Origin of the sequence: Cellulosilyticum sp. ST5 (assembly GCF_046529625.1) — a bacterium.
Lineage (GTDB): Bacteria > Bacillota > Clostridia > Lachnospirales > Cellulosilyticaceae > Cellulosilyticum > Cellulosilyticum lentocellum.
Window position 1 is genome coordinate 489,627 of the sequence record NZ_CP132338.1, and the last position, 22,490, is coordinate 512,116.

Consider the following 22,490-nt stretch of genomic DNA (forward strand, 5'->3'; position numbering starts at 1 on the left):
TATGAATAAAAAGTCGCTTGCATACCCATATCTCATATGGTCAGCTATTTTTGTGATTGTACCTCTTTTTCTAATTGTTTATTTTAGTTTTTTTATAGACGGACAATTTACATTAGCTAACTATGCAAAGTTTATGGAAGACTATTATATTAAAGCCATGGGGCGTTCTTTATGGATGGCACTTATTAGCACAATTATTTGTTTATTACTAGCCTATCCGTTAGCAATGATATTAAGTAGTAAAGAGATGTCGGGAAAAAGTATTATTTTAATATTGGTTGTATTACCTATGTGGATGAATTCTTTACTAAGAACTTATGCGTGGGCAAATTTATTAGAAAATAATGGTGTACTCAATAATATATTAAAGTCATTACATTTAATTGATAAAGAAATTCAGTTTTTATATGGTAATGGAGGTATTATCTTCGGGATGGTATATAATTTTTTCCCCTTTATGGTACTTCCAATTTATAATGTTTTAGTAAAGATGGATCATCATCTGATAGAAGCTTCTCATGATTTAGGAGCTAATAAATGGACAACTTTTAGAAAAGTTATTTTACCATTAAGTATGCCGGGTGTTGTGACGGGTATAATTATGGTATTTATGCCATCACTAACTACCTTCCTTATTACCAGATTATTAGGTGGAGGAAAAGTGATGCTTATTGGTAATGTTATTGAAGAACAATTTACAAGAACAGGTGACATGGGCTTTGGTTCAGCTATTTCAATGCTAATGATGATTGTAGTACTTGTTACTTTAGCAGTCATGTCTCGTAAAGGAAGTTTAGATAAAGGAGGCGGATTATTCTAATGAGATTTATAAAACGCTTCTATTTAGCACTTATATTACTTATTATGTATGCACCGGTAGCGTTATTAATGGTGTTTTCCTTTAATGATTCAAAATTACCTATTTGGAAGGGATTTACTTTAAACTGGTACGAACAAATGCTTAATGATAGTAGTATTCAACAAGCATTTTTATATACCATTATGGTAGCATTAAGTGCATCGGTGATTGCTACTATTATTGGTACTTTTGCAGCTATTGGCATTAATCAAATGAGTGGCTTTAAAAAGACATTTATGACTAATATTACGTTTATTCCTGTTTTAAGTCCGGATATTGTCATAGGTATTTCACTAATGATGCTCTTTAAAGTAATTCAAATACCTTTTGGCTTACCTTCATTAATCATAGCGCATACTACATTTTGTATTCCTTATGTGATTTTATCTATTATGCCAAAGCTTAAACAGATGAATTATAGCTTATATGAAGCTGCATTGGATTTAGGTGCTACGCCATGGTATGCCTTTAAAAAGGTTATTTTTCCAGAAATTATGCCTGGTGTATTAGCAGGGGCGTTTATTGCCTTTACGCTATCTATTGATGATTTTGTGGTAAGTTTCTTTAATACGGGAGCTGGTGTAGATACACTTCCTATTAAAATTTATTCTATGGCTAGAAAAGGTGTAAATCCTACGATTAATGCGGTATCTACACTCATGTTTATTACGATTATAACGATTTTAATAATTAATAACATAAGAGCTAATACTAATAAAAATAAATCTTTACCGGAGTAGGTAATAGATCAAGCTAGGAGATGAGAAGATAGATGAAAAAAGTAATAAGAAAAGCTGCAAGTTTAATAGTGATAGGCTGTATGACCATGGCGGTTTCTGGATGTGGAAATAGCAGTGGTAGACAAGTAGTCGTTTATAACTGGGGAGATTATATAGACCCAGAAGTTAATAAAATGTTTACACAAGAAACTGGAATTAAAGTTGTTTACTCTGATTATGCTAATAATGAAGAAATGTATAGTAAAGTAGAGTCAGGTACAGTAAGTTATGATGTTTTATTTCCTTCAGAATATATGATTGAAAAAATGATTAACAAAGATATGTTAGCAAAATTAGACTTAAGTAAAATTCCAAATTATGAAAAAATTGATGAGCGTTTTAAGTCTTTACCATATGACCCTAATAATGAGTATGCTGTACCATATATGTGGGGAACAATGGGAATCGTTTATAATAAAACCATAGTAAATGAACCAGTAGATAGCTGGAACGTGATGTGGGATGAAAAATATGCTAAGCAAATCTTTATGTATGATAGTGAAAGAGATTCTATCATGGTAGCTCTTAAAAAGTTAGGTTATTCAATGAATACAAGAGATGAAAAAGAGCTAGAAGAAGCTAAAGCAGAACTCATCAAACAAGCACCTTTAGTACTTGCTTATGTAGGTGATGAAGGAAAGAATAAAATGATTAATGGTGAAGCTGCTCTTATGTTAGCATGGGCTGGAGATGCAATGTTAATGCTTTCTGAAAATCCAGACCTTGAGTATGTTATTCCTAAAGAAGGCTCTAATTATTTTGTAGATAGTATGGTTATTCCTAAAAATGCAGCACATATGGAAGAAGCTTATGAATATATTAACTTCTTATGTAGACCAGATATTGCAGCTAAGAATGCAGAGTACATTGGATACTCAACACCAATTAGCGAAGCTAGGGAACTACTACCAGAGGAAGTTAAAAATAGTGAGGTAGCTTATCCAAGCGAAAATATAACAAGTGATCCATTAATGGAGATGTTTAATGATCCTTCAGATATTATAAGTGTTTATAATTCTATTTGGACACAAGTGAAATCATCAAGCTAAAACTATTTTAAGATTATGCTTTTTAGATTATAATAAGCTTAAAACAAAGTAGGGGATGATTACATGAAAGAAGATTTATTATTGAAAGAACATTTAGTAGATGAAGAACCTTGTCTTGACAAAGGAGAAGTAAAAATTTCAAATGAAAAGGGTGCAGGTGCAACAACTTCCTTGGTATTAGGCATTATTAGTTCTTTAGCATGGATTATTCCAATTATCGGTTTACCTATTACAGTTGTGGGGATTGTATTAGGGGCTATTAATATGAAGAGTAAAAAGCATAAAGGAATAGCGATTGCAGGTTTTGTAGTTAATATTGTGTTTTTAGCAGCAACAATTGCAAAGGGAATTTTAGATATTATTAAATGTTTCAAGAAAAGATAGTAAGATAAAAAAGCTCATCTAAAGGGATGAGCCTTTTTTATTAATAAGAGAAGAAAGAGGAATATTTAAAGTTTCGACACGAATTCACAGTTTTTATCCTCCATTCATAGTATATGGTAAGGGCAAAATAAAGGAGGAATCAGGGTGTATAAAAGTGTTATCATTATTAACGGCGATACACTAGGAAGAGGCGATGAGAAGGTAGGACAGACATTACTAGGGACTTTTTTACGCAAGGTACTTGCTAGTATGGATAAACCTGAAGCTATTGTCTTTTATAATTCTGGAGTTAAGCTCTTAACTAAAGAATCCTGCTACCTAGAAGTACTAGATGGACTTGAAGCAAGTGGCATAGAACTTTTAGCTTGTGGAACCTGTGTGTTTCATGTATGTGGTCAGCGTTCACTAGCAGTGGGGAGAATTAGCAATATGGAGGAAATAGCAGATTTACTTATTAAAGCGGAGAAAGTTGTCACGCTTTAAAGGGTACAAACTAGACGGTATAGTCAATAACTATACCGTCTAGTTTGTGTTTGCCCATAATAAATGAGCTGTTACCTTTTAGTAGTAACAGCTCATTAGTATTGATTAGGAATCTTCTTTAAGTTCTTGAATGTGCAGAGTAAGGTCTTCGATGACTTTTATAATCGCATCTATGTCATCTTCTTGAATGTAGTCTACGGAACCTTCTATATATTTTTGCTCAGAATCTGAAGAAAGGGAAAGTAGTGCTCTTTGAGTTCTAGCCCAGTTACTATAAATATTAGCATGAGATGTGATGATACGAATAGGAATATCACCTAAGTTGCCACCATCTAATACCTTTTGCCCATTTTCTTGAAGCTTTAATTTTTCAGAAATCATATTGCGATTCCAGGTTTTTTCTAAACCAATACCTTTATTGAGAGATTGAAGTGTGGGATCATAATCCTTATGAGTACCTAGCGTATTGTTTACCATGTTGGTACCACTAAATAAACGTAATACGCCTGTATTACGAAGGCCGTTAGTTAAGAATGATTCAATAATCATAATATTATTAAAGTCTACGCAAAATTGAGGCGAAGCTCCCTCGATAAGAACAATACCAGCTACATCTTCAGGATAAAGTTGGGCATAGCGCAATACTTCCAAAGAACCCATACCATGAGCTACAAAAATAAAAGGCTCAATATAAGTATCTTCATCATCAGGTATTTCGTCGCTATGTAGTAAAGTATAAATTTCTTTACAAATGGTATCAATATCTCTTGAAGCAGAGGTTGTCTCACTCCAACCATAACCTGGTTTATCGTAAACCTTCACAGGATGAGTAGCAGCCAGCTTGCTATGAAGAGGATAAGTCTCGACATAAGGAACATTAGCACCTATATCAGTAGTAAAGACGATAGGCATTTCACCAGAACCACCTTCATAAAGATGCATTTGAACATCATCCACTTCTACTAAACGACCTAAACGGCCTAGAGAACTGGCGGAGTAGTAAGTTCCGAGTTGCTGATAAACAATACCTAATAAAATGAGGCCAAGAATAGCAAAGCGGAAAATATGTTTTTTACGTTTTTCATGTTTTCTACTAAAACTTTTTATTTTCATGTTTTTATTTGGATCCATTGATTAATCTCCTAAAATATAACAAAATACATTAGCGCTTGACTTCTTTCTATTATATCATAAGTGAGTTATAAATTTGAATGCCTAATACAAAGATGTTTATATTTTCCTTGTAAAAAGTTTATGTCAAATAAGGGACTCTAACTAGTCAATTTAGGGAAAATAGTATACTATGAGAGGTAAGAAAGACGGTAATTGAGGTGAAACAATGAAAATTTTGCATACATCAGATTGGCATTTAGGCAGAAGCCTTCATGGCTATTCATTAATAGAGGATCAAGCTTATGTGTTAGAGCGTTTATTAGAAAAGATTAGAGAAGATCAAGTAGACCTTCTAGTGATTGCAGGTGATATTTATGATAAAAGTATTCCTACAGAAGCAGCTGTAGAGCTTTTTAATCATTTTATTAGCAAAGTGACCTTAGAGTATAAAATAAGTACCATTATTATTTCTGGCAATCATGATAGTGGTGAGCGTATCGACTTTGGTAGTAAGTTATTTGAAAGTCAGCATCTCTACATAGTAGGGAAATGTCCTAAAGGTTATCAAAAGGTTACGGTTAAGGTACAGGATGAAGAACTTGATGTTTTTATGATACCCTATATTGAGCCAGCTCATGTAAGAGAAATAGCAGAAGATGATACCATTAAAAGGCATGATGAAGCTATGGCTTATTTAATAAAAGCGATTGAAAATGAGAAGAGAGAAGTGCCTACTTTATTAGTGGCACATGCCTTTGTAGCTGGCGGAGATGTATCTGATTCAGAAAGAAGATTAAGTGTAGTAGGTGGAGCTGAGCTAGTAAGTGCTCAGCATTTTAAGAATTTTACGTATACAGCTTTAGGACATCTTCATAAGAGACAAGCTATGGGAGCAGAAAACATTCGCTATAGTGGTTCACTTCTTAAATATTCAGTATCTGAAGCTAATCAAAAGAAAGGCTATGTCCTTCTAGAGATAAAAAACCAGAAGCTTGTAGCTATTGAAGAAAAAGAACTAGCAACCAAACGTAATGTAAGGGTTTTAACAGGACTTTTAGAAGAGCTGATTGCATCAGCTAGCCTAGATGCTCATAAAGATGACTATGTATTTGTTCGTATTAAAGGTGTGCCTGTAGCAGATGTAACAGCAACACTCAGACATATTTATCCTAATATTTTAGGTAGTGAATGGGTAAAAGATGAAGCTTCAGGAGAAGCGGTTGAAGAGCAAAAACAAGTGGACTTTATGGCCACTAAGGAAAAAACAGTTACTGAGGTATTTATGGAGTTTTTAGATTTTATAGGTGAAACTGAATTTGATGAAGAAGAAACGAAGTACATCAAGGAAATTGTTCAGGAAATAGAGGAGGGAAAATATGAGGCCTAGATTACTTAAAATGACGGCTTTTGGGCCTTATGCAGGAGAACAAATCATTGACTTTGAACGTTTAGAAGATGCTAATATGTTTTTAATTTATGGTCCTACAGGTGGAGGGAAGACTACTATTTTAGATGCCATTTGTTATGCATTATATGGTGAAACCAATGGAGGGGAACGAAGTGGTGAAACCATGCGTAGTAAGTTTGCTGATGAAGATACTATTACAGAAGTAGAACTTTATTTTAAACTGCGTCAGGACGAGTATCGTATTGTGAGAAGACCTCAATATGAAAGAGCGGCTAAACGTGGCGGTAGTAGTGGTAAGCTAGTAAAGGTGGCTAGTGAGGTTGAACTTTATAAAAAAGAGGAAGATACTTATAAGTTAGTAACGGCCAAATATAATGAAGTTGGCGAAAAGATCAACGAGCTTTTGCATTTTAACATTGGGCAGTTTAGACAGGTCATTATGATTGCTCAAAATAAGTTTAGGGAGCTTCTCACCGTAAGTAGTAAAGAAAGACAGCAAATTCTTCAAGATATTTTTGAAACAGGTATTTATCAGAATGTAGAAAAAGCTTTAGAAGTCCTATATGCGGATATTAAAGATCAAGTGAAGGAAAAACAGTTAATTTATGAAAATACATTAAGTCAAATTGAAGCAGGAGAAGATGTTCGCTTAAAAGATTTTTTAAGTACAAAGGTCATTTATAATGCACCAGAGGTATGTGACATTTTAGAATGCATTTGTAGTGAGAAGACAGAGGAACAAGAGCAGCTAGAGCAAGAACTAAAAAAAGTTATGGCCCAATTAGAAGAGAGCCAACAGCAGTTAGTTAAAGTCAATAAACAGTATGAGGAAAAGCAGGAACAAGTCCGTTTAGAAACAGAGCTAACAGGCCTCATAGCTAAAAAAGAAGACTACAATCAGCTTGAAGTTAAAATTGAAAAAGCAGAAAAAATACTTCCTATTATCCCACTAGAAACCATTGTGCTAGAAGTTAAAAAAGAGTACTTGGCATGTGAAGAGACTTTAAAAGTACAAATAGCCTCTTTAAAAGAGATAGAAGATAAATTAAAGCTTTGTGAAACGAAATTAAAAGAACAGGAAAACTTACCTGTAGAAGTAGAAAAACTAAAGAAGGAATATAGCATTTTAGAAACCTATGTACCTAAAGTAGTACAATTAGCTGCTAAATACGAAGAAAGAGAGCAGAAGCAAAAAGCGCTTAGCATTGGAGAGGACACCTATAAAAAACTACTCGAAAAGGAAGTTCTATTAGATAAAGAAATAGAAGAAAAAGAGTTAACCATTAAACAAAAAGATACCCTTCAAAAAGAATTAGCTGAGAAGCTGGTCTTACAAAAAGAGATGTTAGAAATATTAAAGCAAAAAGCTGAAAGGGTAAAAGAAGAAGCACATGCTACCAAAGTCCTTTCAGAATTAGATAAACAGTACGAGCTCATTAAGCAAAAAGAGCAGCTCCATCGGCTACATGAAACGCATTATAGAGAAGCTTTTAAACTCTGGTTTAATAATCAAGCAGGGGTATTAGCTGAAACTTTAAAAGATAATGAACCTTGCCCCGTGTGTGGTTCCTTAAAGCATCCACAAAAAGCTGCTTTGACAAGTGATCATATCACGAAGGAAGCTTTGGACAAAATGGAGAAGGAAATTAAAGAGTTAGAAACAGAGTTAGGCAGTTTGAGAGAAACTAAATCAGCTTTAGAGAAAGAATGTAAGCTTCTTAAAGCGAGATTACAAGCATATGACGAGGCTTTAGTAGGTAAAGAGACTATTAGTGAAGAGGTTTTAAACAAACTAAAGGAGGAAATAACTACCCTAGAAGCAAAATTAGGAGAACTTGTCCAGATGCAAAAAGCCTTAGAAGCCAATCGCCTAGAGAAAAAGACGATTATAGAGCGAAAGGAAAAAGGAGCTACTTATATTGCAGAACAAAAAGAAGGTTTAAGTGAAGTAACAGCTTATATTACGAGTATTGAAACAGAAGTGCCAAAAGAGCTTAGAGAAAAGGTGGCTTTAGATGCTATGTTAGAGCAGTTAAAAGCTGCTTATACAGCTAAAGAAACAGCTTTTAAGACACTTAAGCAGCAGCAAGAAAGACAAAGTACAGAAAAAGCACAGCAAAGTACAAGAGTGCTCGAAAACCAGAAACGAGCAGTCACTTTAAAAGAACAAGGGGCTAAAAAGCGCCTTGAGTTTGAAAATGCCTTAGAAGCTGCTGGTTTCAGTGATATCGGAGATTTTAAGATTTACAAAATGACACCAGAAGATCTAGAAACGGCTAAAGCTGATTTAGGTGAGTATAAACAAAGAAGAAATTTACTCACAAGTCAGTGTAAAGAGCTTCAAGAAAAAACAAAAGATTTCTCAGAAGAAGAAAGAGTGAGCGTTACCAATAAGCATCAAGTATTGATGGAGCAAAGCACAGCTTTAAGTTTAAAGGTTAATGAAGTGAAAAATAATCAAATGAAGCATTTAAAGATTCAGCAAGCATTAACTCATCTTTATGATGAGGTTAAAACCATAGTAAAAAAACAAAGTGTTATTGAAAAAATTAGTAGCTATGCGAAAGGAAAGAATAAAAAGGGACTTTCTTTTGAAAGATATATTCAAAGTAGCATTTTTGAAGAAGTTTTAAGAAGTGCTAATAAGAAATTAAGGCCGATGACCCATAATCGTTATGAATTATTTCGTAGTGACGATTTATCTCGTGCTAATGCACAAGCAGGTTTGGATATTGGCATTAAGGATTATTATAATAATGAGACAAGGCCTGTAACAACCTTATCAGGTGGTGAAAGTTTTATGGCAGCACTAGCGCTAGCCCTCGGCTTATCTGAAGTGATTCAAAGATTAGCAGGAGCTACGCCACTAGATACGTTATTTATTGATGAAGGTTTTGGTAGTTTAGATGAAGAAGCACTAGAGCTAGCTATTAAAACTTTACTAAGTATTCAAGATACAGGTCGTTTAATAGGAATCATATCACATGTAAAAGAGTTACGAGAACAAATCCCAGTAGGTCTTGAAATTACTACAGGGGCTAGAGGAAGTTCAGCTTCGTTTAAACTATAAAGTAATTTCCTAATGCTTTTTAACAGGAATCTGTGTTACAATATGATGAAGATCAATACAATAAAATGGAAGCATTGTTTTAAGCATAAGGAGTTGAAATAATGGACATAAACAAGATTGTGCAGCTTTTATCTGAAAAGATACCTACTCAGCACATTTTAACCCATGAACCAATGAAAAATTATACCACCTTTAAGATTGGTGGTCTAGCAGATATAATGGTTAAACCAGAAAACAAAGAGCAATTAAGTACTATATTGCAGGTGTGCGCCAAAGAAAAAGTACCTTATTATATTTTAGGCAATGGTAGTAATTTACTTGTATCAGACGCAGGTTATAGAGGTGTTATTATTCAGCTTTATAATCAGTTTGCAGAAATCACTGTAGAAGATAACAGGATTACAGCGCAATCTGGTGCACTTCTTGCTAGAATAGCAGCTAAAGCATTAGAAAATGAATTAACTGGTTTTGAGTTTGCTCATGGTATACCTGGAACCTTAGGTGGAGCAGTAGTGATGAATGCAGGTGCCTATGGCGGTGAAATGAAGCATGTCATTGCTTCCTGTGAAGTTATGACACCAGAAGGAGAAATATTAAAGCTTTCTAATGAGGAATTAGAGCTAGGTTATCGTACCAGCGTTATTCAAAAGAAAGGCTATATTGTTTTAGAAGCTACCTTTATACTAGAGCCAGGAGATAAAGAAAAAATTCAAGAGCTCATGAAGGATTATGCAGGGCGTAGACGTGATAAGCAACCACTAGATAAACCAAGTGCAGGCAGTACTTTTAAAAGACCCGAAGGTTATTTTGCAGGAAAGCTTATTATGGATAGTGGTTTAAGAGGTTTTCAGGTAGGTGGCGCTATGATATCTGATAAACACTGTGGTTTTGTAGTCAATACTGGAGAAGCTACTTGCGAGGATGTGATTCATTTGATTCAAGAAGTGAAACGCATTGTTAAAGAAAAATTTGATGTAGAGCTAGAGCCAGAAGTAAAAATGCTTGGGTTTTAACGATAAAAGGAGGGGCTATCTTAATAGCCCCTTTATATAAAACTTGTATGATAAAGAAGTAAAGCGAAAGGAATAGGAGGGAGTCTTATGAACTTTGTCATTGTTACGGGCATGTCAGGAGCAGGGAAAAGTAGTGCTATTAACTGCTTTGAAGATATGGGTTATTATTGCGTAGACAATTTACCACCTACACTGATTAAAAGCTTTGCAGAGCTTATTGTTTCACAACAAAATAAGCTAAGTAAGGTTGTTTTAGGTATAGATACAAGAGGAGGCAGTTTATTTGCTGATTTATTTACGAGTTTAAATGAACTCCAAAAAAGTGGACATACTTATGAGATTGTATTTTTTGATTGCAGTGATGCAGAACTGATTAAACGTTTTAAAGAAACAAGACGTTTACATCCTCTAGCTCGTAGTGAAAGAATTGAAGAGGGAATTGAAAGAGAAAGACGTATATTAAGAGAAATAAAGGAAAAAGCTAATCATATCATCGACACTTCTTATATGCTCCCAAAAGATACAAGAGGCGTATTATATAAGATTTATTGCGAAGACAAGGCTTTCAATAGTTTAATGATTACTATTGTGTCCTTTGGATTTAAATATGGGATTCCTATTGATGCAGATTTAGTATTTGATGTCCGTTTTGCTCCGAATCCTTATTATATTCCTGAGATGAGACCGCATACAGGGAATGAATCTATTGTCAGTGATTATGTCATGCAATTTGAGGTAAGTCAAACCTTCCTTACAAAGCTTCAAGATATGATTACCTTTTTGATTCCTAACTTTAAAAAAGAGGGGAAAAATCAACTCGTTATTGCTATTGGTTGCACAGGCGGTAAACATCGTTCTGTCACTCTTGCTAATGCACTCTATGATTATTTACAAAATGAGGGGCACACTGTGATTAAACAGCATAGAGATATAGAGAAGGATAGTAAAAGAGGGAAATAAATGATAAAAACAACGCAGCAAAATAAAAAGATTGTAGTAATAGGTGGCGGAACAGGATTATCAACCATGCTAAGAGGCATTAAAAAATATACCTCACAGATTACAGCTATTGTAACTGTTGCAGATAATGGGGGAGGCTCTGGAAAACTAAGAGAAGAAATGGGGATTATTGCACCTGGAGATATACGAAACTGTATTGTAGCACTAGCTAACACAGAACCTATTATGGAAAAGCTTTTGCAGTATCGCTTTAAAGAAGGAACCTTACAAGGGCAAAGCTTTGGAAATCTTTTTTTAGCTGCACTGACGGATGTAACAGGTGGTTTTGAGGAAGCAGTGCGTGTAACAAGCAATGTTTTAGCTATTACAGGGAAAGTATTGCCCGTTACATTAGAAGATGTACACTTAGAAGCTACCTTTGACAATGGACAATGGATTTCAGGTGAAAGTGAGATTGTGGAATATGGTAAAGGAAGTGGACATAATATTACTACCATTAAGCTTGTACCTAGTATGCCACAGCCAGCTCCTGAAGTAATTGAAGCCTTAGAAGATGCAGACTTAATTATATTAGGGCCAGGGAGTTTATATACCAGTATCATTCCTAATTTGCTGGTAAAAAACATTAGTTGTTATATTAGAGAAGCTAAAGCTGAAAAGCTTTATGTAGCTAATTTGATGACACAACCAGGGGAGACTAGTGATTTAAGCCTAGAAAGACACCTTATGATTTTAGAAGGCTATTTGGGTAAAGGTGTTATTAATCAAGTGATTGTTAATAATGAAGTAATAGAAGAAACGTATTTAAGACAATATTTGGAAGATGGTGCAAGTGTCTTAAAGGTTGATGAAACGCATCCTATATGGGATAATATTAAAATAATAGAAGCCCCCCTTGTTAAAGTAGACCAAGATAAGAAATTCATTAGACATGATGCTGACAAATTGGCAAAATGTATTTTTGAGGAGATTTAGTACAAAAATTACATAAGATGAGGTGACTGAGATGTCCTTTTCTTCCGATGTAAAAAAAGAACTCACATGTGTACCGATAGGTGCCAGACATTGTATGATAGCAGAAATTGCAGCCATGATTATTATGGCGGGAGAAGTAAAATATGAAGCACATCAGTTTCGTATTAAATTTCAAACAGAAAATGCGGCTATTGCAAGAAAATACTTTACAATGATAAAAAAAGCTTTTAATATAAATACTGAGGTAGTCCTTAAAACACATAAAAAAATGCATAAAAAGCAAAATTATGTAATTGTCACCAAGACCAGTGAAGAAGCAGAAAAGATTTTAAGGGCAACTACATTATTAAAAGATGAATCAGGTCATCCTACCCTTAGAGATCATGTGGATTTAACCGTTATACAAAGTATTTGTTGCAAGAGAGCTTACTTAAGAGGAGCCTTTTTGGGAGCAGGCTCTGTAAGTGACCCAGAGAAGGGCTATCATTTAGAGTTTGTTAATCAAACGGAAAAACAAGCTGAATTCTTGAAGGATATTATGATTTCTCTTGAGATGGAGCCTAAAGTTGTACCACGAAAGAATAATTTCGTGTTATACTTAAAAGAAGGGACACAAATTGTAGACTTACTCAATATTATGGGAGCTCATATAGCTCTTATGGAACTTGAAAATGTACGTATTGTTAAAGAGGTAAGAAATAATGTCAATCGTATTGTTAACTGCGAGACAGCTAATTTGAAAAAAACAGTATCGGCAGCTGTACGGCAGATGCAAGATATTGAGTTCATACAAAACACAATAGGGATATCAGCATTACCTGAAAACTTAAGACAAGTGGCAACTTATCGTTTGGAGTATCCAAGTAGCTCACTTAAAGAGCTAGGGGAACTGCTTATGCCACCCGTTGGAAAATCAGGTGTTAACCATAGGCTTAAGAAAATTAGTGAAATAGCAGAGCAAATTAGAGAAACAAGAGGAGGAAGTAAAAATGGTTAAAGAAGTACTTAAATTAGAATTAAAAAATGGTCTTGAGGCTAGACCTGCAGCATTATTTGTGCAGATTGCAAGTAAATATGAAAGCCATATTTCAGTTACAGTAAATGAAAAACAAGTAAATGCTAAAAGTATTATGGGGATGATGTCTTTAGGTGCTATTAAAGGCCAAAACATTGAAATTGTAGCTGAAGGTCAAGATGAAGAAGAAGCAGTAGCTGCACTTATTAAGTTCTTAACAACACAAGAAGTAGCAGAATAATTAAGTTTAGTTGAAGAGGCTATTATAAAGGTGATTGGTACAATCGCTTTTATAATAGCCTCTTTTATTATAAGTAAGTTACATTTTGGAACTACTTGTAGATTTAAAGGAATGATGTAGTTTATAATAAAGCATGAACATATAGAATAGATACAGATTAAAATAAGGGGGCACATCAGTGAAGCGACAAATAAAAAGATACATAAGAGGTATACTATTTTTGGTTTTCATGTATAGCATGACTATTGTAACCATGGCAAGTGTGCCTAAGACGATTAAAGTAGGGCTAGAATCAGTTTATAAAAACCAAGGAACTATCGTTTTATCAGGCAATCAAAACTTTGAGATAGGTTATTTTGATGATAAAGGCTTTACTGCTTTAGGCACACTTAATGCTTCAAATTTAAGTTTAAGAACTACATCTAATAGTTATTATGATATAGGTTTAAGTTTTAATAACTATTCTTCGGCATTAGAAGCTGCTAAATTATATAGTAGCACAGCAGTAGTAGGTTATACTTCAGCAGGTACTTTTAGTGTATATAGCTTAGAAGCAACTAATAGTCTAGGAGCAGTACCAAGTAGCAACTTAGTAGAGGTCTATGATACAAGTAATCAACTTCTTTTAGTAACTGTTAAAAAGAGTGACTTAGTTTTTTGTAGTTTTGATCTAAGTTCAGGTTTATATTTAACGCAAGTAGGAAGTAGTAACCGCTATAGAGGGGCTATTGGCTTAGGCGGTGATAGCGGATTAACACCTTATAATGTTCTGTTTATGGAAGAATATTTATATGGCGTATTACCAAAAGAAATGTCGGTTTCTTTTCCAATAGAAGCATTGAAGGCACAAGCTGTAGCAGCAAGATCTATTGCTACTTACCAGTATAATAGATATAGTAGTTCTGGATACAATGTAGTTGATACTACCTCTACTCAAGCTTACGGTGGCTATAATGCGGAGAAGGATACGACGACTGCAGCAGTAGATATGACTTATAATGAGGTCATTCGTTATAATGGAGCTATTGCAGAAGCGGTATACTTTTCTACTAGTGGGGGAGTAACAGAAGCAGCTAAAGAAGTATGGGGAAGTGAGATTGCTTACTTACAGTCAGTAGTAGATTTGTATGAAACAGAGCCAGCTATGCCAGCGTGGACAGCCATGGTTTCAATGGATGAAATAGGAGCGGCTTTAACCCGTAAGGGAGTTAATATTGGAACGCCTACTAGTATTTCTATTACAGGAAGAAGTTTATCTGGAAGAGTAAAAGAGTTAACCATTTATGGAACAGTAGGAACTTATACAGTAAAAGGAACAGAAGTAAGAACATTCTTTTCGGGAACTACTGCCGGTTCTTTAAAAAGTACATATTTTAGTTTTTATGGTCCTATTGGAAATGTAAATAGCGGTGGTTCAAGTGGTAGTAGTAATACTGTTACGGTACTTTCTGGTTATGGCAAAGAGCAAGTAAGTAAGGATAGTCTAGTAGCCATGAATAGTACTAGTATGAGTACCTTACCTAGTAAAGTAGCTGTATGGTCAGAAAATGGTTTAAGCTATTTAAGTGGTAGCAGTGGAGCATCAGGAGCAACAACTCATCTAGGCTTAGAAACAGCAACAGGTAATGTGACGATTTATGGTGCTGGATATGGTCATGGGGTAGGAATGTCTCAAAGCGGTGCTAAAGGTATGGCTAAGGCTGGATTTATGTACGATGAAATTTTGAAATATTATTATAGTGGGGTAACGGTTTCTAGATAGCAATGAAAAGCCACTCTTGAGAAATATAAACAATAGTATTTCTATAAGAGTGGCTTTTATTTATAATCTTATAATTGAGTAGTAATCAAATGATTGAAAATATATAGTTTTATGTATTGATATATATAAATAAATAGTTAAAAAACGAAACAAATCGAGTCTGCTAACGTCTAATATATTAGATTGAATGGAATAAGGAGGAGGGGAAAATGGTGAAGAAAAGTCGTTTAAAAACAGTTATCACAGGTATTAGCTTATTGTTAATGATCTTAATAGTCATCATCGTAGCAAGAACGATTAAACAGAACAATGGAGACAATCAGCAGTTAGACTTAGTCAGTCAGGGAGATAAAGTCATAGCAAAGATCTATGACAGTCAGCAAGCGATTTATAATGAGGAAGGACAAGTGCCTAATGCAATTTATCATTTTTCTAAAGAACAGCTTATACAGTTAGCAGAAATGATGAATTTTAAAGATTGGAAAGCAGACAAAGGTAACATGATATATGATATGGCATTGAGTCTAGTGATTCAAGTAAATGACAAAGATTGTTATTATGTGTTTCCTAATGTAGAAAATCAAACTTATATAGAAATATATGATACTAGTCAAAGTGAAACGGGAAGCAAAAGATATTTTGCACCTAAAGAAGTTTATGAAACAGTCAAAGGTTATATCATGTCTCAGGGAGCATTAGTACAAGGAGACATGGAAAATAGTTTAACAGCTGAGATTACAGAAGTGAAGGATCAAATACTTTTAGTCAAAGGTATTGATGAGGCAGCACTAAAAAGTATAGGAGATGCTTGTTATCTTACCATTAATAAAGCAAGTACGACAATTCTAGACTCTGAAGGGCAAAAGGTGAATTTATCTTATTTAAAGACAGGTATGCAGATTAAAATAAAATTATTAGGTGGCATTTTAGAATCTTATCCTTGCCAAGCTGAAACCTTGGTAGTTCAGGTCATACAATAGGAAAAACAAATGACATTTGACTGCAGAAAAAGTGCCTTTCTTTTATTAAGTTTATACGCTATTATACCTGTTTTATATATGATAGAAGCTTTTCCCAATATTAATCTGACCTATTTAGCAGCCATGCTATTAGGAATTGTTTTATTGGTTAATATATCTTGTAATAATTATAAAGTGACTATTAATGATGAAGCTTTAATTGTTTATCGTGTAATAGGAAAAGAGGTACATATTGATTTAAAACAAGTGCATAAGATACAATTATTAGCTATTGGAAAGAACATGAAGCTTATAGTAATTACTGGAAATAAGCAATATACGTTTGCCATTAATGGCTTAGATGAAAAGCGAATCGCCTTATACTTAAATACTTTAGGTAATCAATCTGCAATAAAAATAGAAGTAGATTTACAATATGGGAAAAACAAACAGGCTTATGATATAAATAATTTTTCCTAAATCTTTTCATACTAAAGGTGTAATTTATTATTAATGGAGGAAATCGTATGGCAAAAGAAAAAGGTTTTGCAAGTTTTACCCCTGCTGCTGCTGAAGCCTTTAGTAAAGAAGAACAAAAGAAACGCCCTCAAACAGGACTTCAGCGTTACAAAGAAAAAATGGCAAAACAATCTGAGGTGAAATAAATGGATGAAGTAACCAAAAAGCTAGTGCCACAACAAGGGTCTCAAAAAAGTAGAAGTAAAGGTGGTTTAGAAGTAGATCCAGGAACTAAAGCTACTGACTTTAAAAAGCATTGGAATCATAACACAAAAAATAATCATTAATAACTTTATAACTAACGCAAAAGGGATTCGAGCTATGAGCAAAAGTGCTTATAGTTTGAATCCCTTTTCTTTATTTTTACTTTTGCTTATAAGTATCTACCTATTTGTATAAAGTATTAAAAAAATGATAAAATACAAGAGGAGGCACAAACTATGCGTATCAATAAATTACTAAGTAACAAGGGCATCTGTTCTAGAAGTCAGGCACATCAGCTGATTGTAGCAGGACGTGTAAAGGTGAATGGTCAGCTTTGCATACCAGGACAATGGGTTGAAGAAACGGATGAGATTTTATTAGATGATAGACCAGTTAAGCAGCAGGAGCGTCTGTATATTATTTTAAATAAGCCAGTCGGCATTGTTTGTACAGCAGCAGAGGATGTGGAAGATAATATTATCCGCTATATGAATTATCCAGCTTATTTATTTCCTGTGGGAAGACTTGATAAAGATTCACAGGGACTTATTTTGCTAACCAATGATGGAGATTTAGCCAGCGATATATTAGAAGCAGAGAAGGGACATGAAAAGGAATATGTGGTGCAAGTAGATCGCCCCTACGAAGAGGATTTTCTTCATAAAATGAGTCAAGGTGTTAACTTAGGAGATGGTGTTGTCACAAGGATTTGCCAAGTGAGTGCTATAAATAAGGATACCTTTCGTATTATACTAACCCAAGGCATGAATCGCCAAATTAGAAGAATGACAAAAGCTTTAGGCTATAACGTTGTGCGATTAGAGCGTATTCGTTTATTAAATATCGCTTTAGGCCCATTAGCTTATGGTGAGTGGAGAAAACTAACAAACCTAGAAGTAGAAACGCTAAAATCTGAGATTGAAGGTAATAAAGTTAATAAGATAGAGCAAAACAAATAAAAAACACGATTTCATAAGGATTAATATAGCCCGATGAAATCGTGTTTTTTGTATCATTTTTGTTAGCAATACTTTCTATTAATATCTTAAAGTGATTAAGCCTTTATCTTTGTATCTTGGTGTTCTATCAAGACGTTTTCTAGTGTATCATGAGCATCGGCTGCTGCTTCTCCTATATTGAATTTAGCAACAATGATTTCTCCCTTTAGTAGCACTAAGGTTTGAGAGCCATCAGGATTAGAGACAATCGTAGAATGAGATTCTTCTTTTTCGCTACTAGAAGAAGTAGTATTAATACTCGTAGGATTGGTTAAAGAAGAGTCGGAGGTATGAGCGAATTCTTCGTTTAAACGTTCTTTAGAAGCCATGCTTTTTGAACTTTCTTGTTCATAAGCTAATTGTAAATCAGAAGCCTTTGCTTCATCATCTGCTTCTGTAGGGAGTAGAAATTCACTATAATCGCCTTTAAAGCCGTATTGTTTTAATAGGTTTTTAGTAAACTGATTGTATCTGATAACATCAGCTTTATTTCTAAGAGGATGGGTTTCTAAATAAGCTTCTTGTTGTTTTTTGATAGCTTCTTTTTCTTCGTCAGTTAGGCCAGTGTAGTATTCATCTTGATAACCTTTAATCGCTTTATGAAATTGGTCTTTAAGTAAGACAGATTCATTTTTCGATGTTTCTTTCTCGTAGGGAGAGGTGGTAGTAGTTACAGAATTCATATAATCTGATATGTTCAAGGTAATAGCCTCCTTTGTTCTGGGCTAATGGATAATCCATACTGTAATATATATCGTCAATGAGTGCTAGTTGTATTACAAGTTAATTGATGTAATATTAAGAATAGAGATAACTGTTCATAATCGGCTTAATAAGCTCTATTTTTATAAGTAAGTTAAAAAAGAAAAAGTAATTGCGACAATAGAGTAATAAACGAAGGGGACTTAAGTATGAAAAAAAGTACTGCTCATAGTTGTCTGTCTATTAGGAATGGGGTAAAGCCTGTGGGTGCAGTCCAATGAAGCTTCTTTAGATGAATAGAGTCAATAAAAATGATGATTAAAGCGGAATGCTTATTTAAGAGTGCTTCATTTTTTATATATTGAAGAGAGATAGAATAAAAGCAGATTGGTTGAAATTGTATATAATACTATGTAGAATTAAAGGTAATAATAAAACGTGGATGATAAAATAAGGAGAATAGTAATGTTAAAAGCATGGAATCATTTTATGACGATTAATAAGCATAGATATATGGTAATGGTGCATTGTTATAAAGCAGGTATTTTTTTGCAGGGGTGTCTTCATGACCTTTCTAAATATAGCTTTTCAGAGTTTTTTGTTGGAGCAAAGTACTATAGTGGGAAAAGAAGTCCTAATGAAGCAGAAAGGGAAGCTTATGGCCATTCTAAAGCGTGGCTCCATCATAAGGGGAGAAATAAACATCATTTTGAATATTGGACAGATTATAATCCTACTACTAAGAAAATTGAGCCTGTTGAAATGCCTCTTCGTTATGTTAAAGAAATGTTTTGTGATAGAGTAGCAGCTAGCAAAACGTATTTAAAGGACGCTTATACAGAAGGACAACCATTAGAATATTTCTTAAACGGAAAAGAAAGGAGGAGCGGAAACATACATCCAGAAACATCTAAGCTTCTTGAACAGTTACTAATCATGTTAGCAGCAAAAGGAGAGAAAACCACCTTTAAATATATGAGAAGTTTAAAATAAGGATTGTAAGGGCTGTTATCCGCTTTTTGAAAAGAAAACAAGTTAATAATAAGAAATAAAGAAATTTATATGACATGTAGCTGTCATATTTAGAAGGTTATACTCTAAAAAAAAGCTAAGGGGGAGAAATCAGTGAAAATCATTAGAGTAACCAAGGAAAATTTAGAAGAAGAACATATATGCTGTGCCATTTCTAGCAATAAGGACTGCCAGGTGGTAGCTAAAAAGAGATGGATGTCAAGGCAATTAGAGGAGGGACTAATCTTTGAAAAAGCTGATGTAAGGGGAAAGGCTTTTATTGAATACATACCAGCTGAAAAAGCATGGTGTCCTGTAGATGCACCTGGTTATATGTTTATTAATTGCTTATGGGTATCAGGACAATTTAAAGGAAAAGGCATAGCTAATGAGCTTTTAAGCAGTTGTATTGAAAATAGCAAATCAGAAGGTAAACAAGGGATTGTTATTATTTCCTCAGCCAAAAAGAGACCTTTTTTAGCCGATCCAACTTTTTTTAAATATAAGGGTTTTACAGTGGCGGACGAAGCTAATCCTTATTTTACCCTCATGTATTTGCCTTTTAGTGAAACTACTCTTAAGCCTAAATTTAAAACTTGTGCAAAGAAAGGCATGACAGAAGAAAAAGGTGTAGTCATTTACTATAGTGCTCAATGTCCTTTTACTGCTAAATATGTTCCTCTCGCTAAACAAGTAGTAACGTCTAAAGGCATTGCCTTTAAAGCTATTGAATATAGGTCAGCAAATGAGGCTCAAGTAGCAGCTGTGCCATCTACCTCCTATAGTTTGTTTTATAACGGAAGATTTATCACTAATGAAATTCTAAGTGAGAAAAGGTTAGAAAAATTATTAGAGGAATAGTACTTCTTCAGTAAGTAGAAGAACTCAATTACAATGCGAGTCAATGTAAAATAGAGTAAGAGATAGGGGAGATTCCGTGAGGAGCTCCCTTTCTCTTATCCCTTTAATATCTCTCTAGAATGTGTTATGATTGTTGAAGAAAAATGCATATTGCTACGGCAATGAATGCTTATTAAACCAAAGATAGTAGGAGCATATAATGAAAACTTCAGATTTTTACTTTCATCTTCCAGAAGAGCAAATTGCTCAGGTACCACTTAAAGATAGAACGACTTCACGTTTAATGGTACTAGATCAAAAGACAGGTGAAATCGAACATAAACATTTTTATGATATTAAAGGGTATTTAAAACCAGGAGATTGTTTGGTATTAAATGATACAAGAGTTATTCCGGCTAGATTATTTGGAGCTAGACCTTCGGGTGGGAAAGTAGAATTTTTACTTTTGACAAGAAAAGAAGAAAAACGTTGGGAAGTACTAGTGAAGCCAGGTAAAAAAGCCAAAATAGGTGATGAGATTATTTTTGGAGAAGGCCTATTAAAAGCTAAGGTTGAAGAAATCATCGAAGATGGTAAACGTATTGTAAGCTTTGAATACGAGGGCATTTTTGAAGAAGTATTAGATGCCCTTGGAGAAATGCCACTGCCACCTTATATTCATGAAAAGCTAGAAGATAAAGAACGTTATCAAACGGTGTATTCTAAACATGAGGGAAGCGCAGCTGCACCAACGGCAGGGCTTCATTTTACCAAAGAATTACTAAAAGAGATTGAAGAAATGGGTGTCAAGATTGCTTATGTGACGCTTCATGTAGGTTTAGGAACCTTTAGACCTGTTAAGGTTGAGGATGTGCTAAATCATGAGATGCATTCAGAGTACTACAGCATAGATGAAGAAAATGCTACTATTATTAATAAGGCAAAGGCAGAGGGTGGACGTGTTATTGCAGTTGGAACAACGAGTACACGTACTTTAGAATCCAATGCAGATGGAAAAGGCCTCATTAAAGCAGGTAGTGGTTGGACAAATATTTTCATTTATCCAGGCTATACCTTTAAATGTGTGGAAGCACTTATTACGAATTTCCACTTACCAGAGTCCACACTGATTATGTTAGTCAGTGCTTTAGCCGGTAAAGAAGCAATTTTAAATGCATACAATACAGCAGTTAAAGAAGGCTATCGTTTCTTTAGTTTTGGGGATGCCATGTTGATAAAATAGGAAAGACATTTTAGAAATGTGGACAGTAGTCCGCTTTCTTTTTGAATAAAAGGGCTCTTGGTAGATAGAGGAATATGTTAGAGTGCCATAGAAAAAGGAAGGATTGGGGAGAATGAGTAGATTAAAAGAAAAATATCAAGTAGATTTTGATGTCGTAGATTTTACTGGGAAATTAAGTATTAATGGCTTATGTAGTTATATGCAGACTGTAGCAGCAAAGCATGCTACAAAGTTAGGGATTAACTTTTATAAGAATGGAGAAAAGCCAACTTACTATTGGATCTTATCACGAGTAAAATATGAAATTGATACTTATCCAAGATGGGAAGATTTGGTGTCTTTAGAAACTTACCCAGGAGGTTATGAGAAGCTTTTTGCAGTTAGACTTTTTGATTTGACAGATGAAAAGGGAGAACTCATTGGGCGTATAACAGGAGATTATTTATTAATGGATGCTGAAAAAGGACGTCCTGTCAGAATAAAAGGTGCAACAGGTCCATTATCCGTTTTAGATTTTCCTTATGAAGGCAGAAAAATAGATAAAATAGAAGTACCTGAGGTGATTTTAAGAGAGCAAATACGTAAAGCTTACTATTCAGAGTTAGATTTAAATGGTCATATGAATAATGCACATTATATTAGATGGACTGTAGATATGTTACCTCTAGAGGTTTTAAAAGAAAATGAGATAGTAAGCCTTCAAATTAATTATAATGCTTCTATTACTTATGGCGTTGAAACAAAGCTCATTATCGGCAAGAATGAGGCTGGAAATTACTTGGTAGCAGGAAATAGTCTAGATGATTCAGTGAATTATTTTACTTCGGAAATCATTTTAAGAAAGAATAAATAGAGGAGAGTTTATTTTCTATTTATAGCATAGGATATTTTAAAGGGAGTGCT

24 protein-coding genes are annotated in these 22,490 nt (G+C 34.2%); 22 read left to right on the top strand and 2 right to left on the bottom strand.

The features are described 5' to 3' along the window. Position 1: 1 nt before the first annotated feature. The 5 genes from QTL86_RS02280 (at position 2) to QTL86_RS02300 (ending at position 3,554) form a co-directional block, all read left to right on the top strand. Complete coding sequence (locus tag QTL86_RS02280) at positions 2 to 820, top strand: ABC transporter permease (protein ID WP_127067308.1); 819 nt, start codon at positions 2 to 4, stop codon at positions 818 to 820. Continuing rightward, positions 820 to 1,599, top strand: a complete 780-nt coding sequence (locus QTL86_RS02285) for an ABC transporter permease (protein ID WP_410496342.1) — start codon at positions 820 to 822, stop codon at positions 1,597 to 1,599. The genes QTL86_RS02280 and QTL86_RS02285 overlap by 1 nt, the downstream gene beginning before the upstream one ends. A gap of 32 nt (positions 1,600 to 1,631) precedes the next feature. Continuing rightward, the gene (locus QTL86_RS02290) at positions 1,632 to 2,687 is read left to right on the top strand and encodes an ABC transporter substrate-binding protein (protein ID WP_410496343.1); all 1,056 of its coding nucleotides are present in this window, start codon (positions 1,632 to 1,634) and stop codon (positions 2,685 to 2,687) included. A gap of 63 nt (positions 2,688 to 2,750) precedes the next feature. Continuing rightward, a complete protein-coding gene (locus QTL86_RS02295) occupies positions 2,751 to 3,071 on the top strand; it encodes a hypothetical protein (protein WP_410496344.1) in 321 nt (106 codons plus the stop codon). A 144-nt stretch (positions 3,072 to 3,215) separates the two neighbouring features. Next, the gene (locus tag QTL86_RS02300) at positions 3,216 to 3,554 is read left to right on the top strand and encodes a DsrE family protein (RefSeq protein WP_127067305.1); all 339 of its coding nucleotides are present in this window, start codon (positions 3,216 to 3,218) and stop codon (positions 3,552 to 3,554) included. Between the two features lie 105 nt (positions 3,555 to 3,659). Here QTL86_RS02300 and QTL86_RS02305 read toward each other — a convergent pair whose 3' ends face one another. After that, the gene (locus tag QTL86_RS02305) at positions 3,660 to 4,685 is read right to left on the bottom strand and encodes an alpha/beta fold hydrolase (RefSeq protein WP_410496345.1); all 1,026 of its coding nucleotides are present in this window, start codon (positions 4,683 to 4,685) and stop codon (positions 3,660 to 3,662) included. 208 nt (positions 4,686 to 4,893) lie between these two features. Here QTL86_RS02305 and QTL86_RS02310 point away from each other — a divergent pair, with 208 nt between their 5' ends. The 13 genes from QTL86_RS02310 (at position 4,894) to QTL86_RS02370 (ending at position 17,752) form a co-directional block, all read left to right on the top strand. Beyond that, on the top strand, positions 4,894 to 6,054 hold the full coding sequence (locus QTL86_RS02310; RefSeq protein WP_127067303.1) for an exonuclease SbcCD subunit D: 1,161 nt from the start codon (positions 4,894 to 4,896) through the stop codon (positions 6,052 to 6,054). Further along, positions 6,044 to 9,145, top strand: a complete 3,102-nt coding sequence (locus QTL86_RS02315; protein WP_410496346.1) for an AAA family ATPase — start codon at positions 6,044 to 6,046, stop codon at positions 9,143 to 9,145. The genes QTL86_RS02310 and QTL86_RS02315 overlap by 11 nt, the downstream gene beginning before the upstream one ends. Before the next feature lie 101 nt (positions 9,146 to 9,246). Then, positions 9,247 to 10,158, top strand: coding sequence for a UDP-N-acetylmuramate dehydrogenase (murB, locus tag QTL86_RS02320; protein ID WP_127067301.1), 912 nt, complete (start codon positions 9,247 to 9,249; stop codon positions 10,156 to 10,158). An 87-nt stretch (positions 10,159 to 10,245) separates the two neighbouring features. After that, positions 10,246 to 11,118 carry an RNase adapter RapZ gene (gene rapZ / locus QTL86_RS02325; RefSeq protein ID WP_127067300.1) on the top strand — a complete coding sequence of 291 codons (873 nt, stop codon included), beginning with the start codon at positions 10,246 to 10,248 and terminating at the stop codon, positions 11,116 to 11,118. Next, on the top strand, positions 11,119 to 12,093 hold the full coding sequence (locus QTL86_RS02330; RefSeq protein WP_013657901.1) for a uridine diphosphate-N-acetylglucosamine-binding protein YvcK: 975 nt from the start codon (positions 11,119 to 11,121) through the stop codon (positions 12,091 to 12,093). Between the two features lie 31 nt (positions 12,094 to 12,124). Further along, the gene (whiA, locus tag QTL86_RS02335) at positions 12,125 to 13,090 is read left to right on the top strand and encodes a DNA-binding protein WhiA (RefSeq protein ID WP_127067299.1); all 966 of its coding nucleotides are present in this window, start codon (positions 12,125 to 12,127) and stop codon (positions 13,088 to 13,090) included. Continuing rightward, positions 13,083 to 13,349 (top strand): HPr family phosphocarrier protein, encoded by a 267-nt coding sequence (locus QTL86_RS02340; protein ID WP_013657899.1) that lies wholly within the window; start codon positions 13,083 to 13,085, stop codon positions 13,347 to 13,349. Before whiA ends, QTL86_RS02340 begins: the two co-directional genes overlap by 8 nt. 178 nt (positions 13,350 to 13,527) lie before the next feature. Further along, on the top strand, positions 13,528 to 15,111 hold the full coding sequence (locus tag QTL86_RS02345; RefSeq protein ID WP_127067298.1) for a SpoIID/LytB domain-containing protein: 1,584 nt from the start codon (positions 13,528 to 13,530) through the stop codon (positions 15,109 to 15,111). A gap of 209 nt (positions 15,112 to 15,320) precedes the next feature. Next, a complete protein-coding gene (locus QTL86_RS02350; protein ID WP_127067297.1) occupies positions 15,321 to 16,091 on the top strand; it encodes a DUF3221 domain-containing protein in 771 nt (256 codons plus the stop codon). Between the two features lie 9 nt (positions 16,092 to 16,100). Continuing rightward, positions 16,101 to 16,550 (top strand): hypothetical protein, encoded by a 450-nt coding sequence (locus tag QTL86_RS02355; RefSeq protein WP_127067296.1) that lies wholly within the window; start codon positions 16,101 to 16,103, stop codon positions 16,548 to 16,550. 47 nt (positions 16,551 to 16,597) lie between these two features. Next, positions 16,598 to 16,735 (top strand): hypothetical protein, encoded by a 138-nt coding sequence (locus QTL86_RS02360; RefSeq protein WP_190283382.1) that lies wholly within the window; start codon positions 16,598 to 16,600, stop codon positions 16,733 to 16,735. After that, complete coding sequence (locus tag QTL86_RS02365) at positions 16,736 to 16,876, top strand: hypothetical protein (RefSeq protein ID WP_013657894.1); 141 nt, start codon at positions 16,736 to 16,738, stop codon at positions 16,874 to 16,876. 153 nt (positions 16,877 to 17,029) lie between these two features. Continuing rightward, positions 17,030 to 17,752, top strand: a complete 723-nt coding sequence (locus QTL86_RS02370; RefSeq protein WP_127067295.1) for a pseudouridine synthase — start codon at positions 17,030 to 17,032, stop codon at positions 17,750 to 17,752. A 95-nt stretch (positions 17,753 to 17,847) separates the two neighbouring features. Here the strand turns inward: QTL86_RS02370 and QTL86_RS02375 are convergent, their stop codons facing one another. Next, positions 17,848 to 18,492, bottom strand: coding sequence for a hypothetical protein (locus QTL86_RS02375; RefSeq protein ID WP_127067294.1), 645 nt, complete (start codon positions 18,490 to 18,492; stop codon positions 17,848 to 17,850). A 466-nt stretch (positions 18,493 to 18,958) separates the two neighbouring features. Between QTL86_RS02375 and QTL86_RS02380 the strand changes: the two genes are divergently transcribed. From QTL86_RS02380 to QTL86_RS02395, 4 genes are all read left to right on the top strand, one after another. Continuing rightward, positions 18,959 to 19,486 carry a DUF5662 family protein gene (locus tag QTL86_RS02380; RefSeq protein WP_410496347.1) on the top strand — a complete coding sequence of 176 codons (528 nt, stop codon included), beginning with the start codon at positions 18,959 to 18,961 and terminating at the stop codon, positions 19,484 to 19,486. A gap of 132 nt (positions 19,487 to 19,618) precedes the next feature. Beyond that, positions 19,619 to 20,365 (top strand): GNAT family N-acetyltransferase, encoded by a 747-nt coding sequence (locus QTL86_RS02385; RefSeq protein ID WP_410496348.1) that lies wholly within the window; start codon positions 19,619 to 19,621, stop codon positions 20,363 to 20,365. A 199-nt stretch (positions 20,366 to 20,564) separates the two neighbouring features. Further along, complete coding sequence (gene queA / locus QTL86_RS02390) at positions 20,565 to 21,587, top strand: tRNA preQ1(34) S-adenosylmethionine ribosyltransferase-isomerase QueA (RefSeq protein WP_410496349.1); 1,023 nt, start codon at positions 20,565 to 20,567, stop codon at positions 21,585 to 21,587. Between the two features lie 112 nt (positions 21,588 to 21,699). Next, positions 21,700 to 22,440 carry an acyl-[acyl-carrier-protein] thioesterase gene (locus tag QTL86_RS02395; RefSeq protein WP_127067291.1) on the top strand — a complete coding sequence of 247 codons (741 nt, stop codon included), beginning with the start codon at positions 21,700 to 21,702 and terminating at the stop codon, positions 22,438 to 22,440. The last annotated feature ends 50 nt before the right edge of the window (positions 22,441 to 22,490 follow it).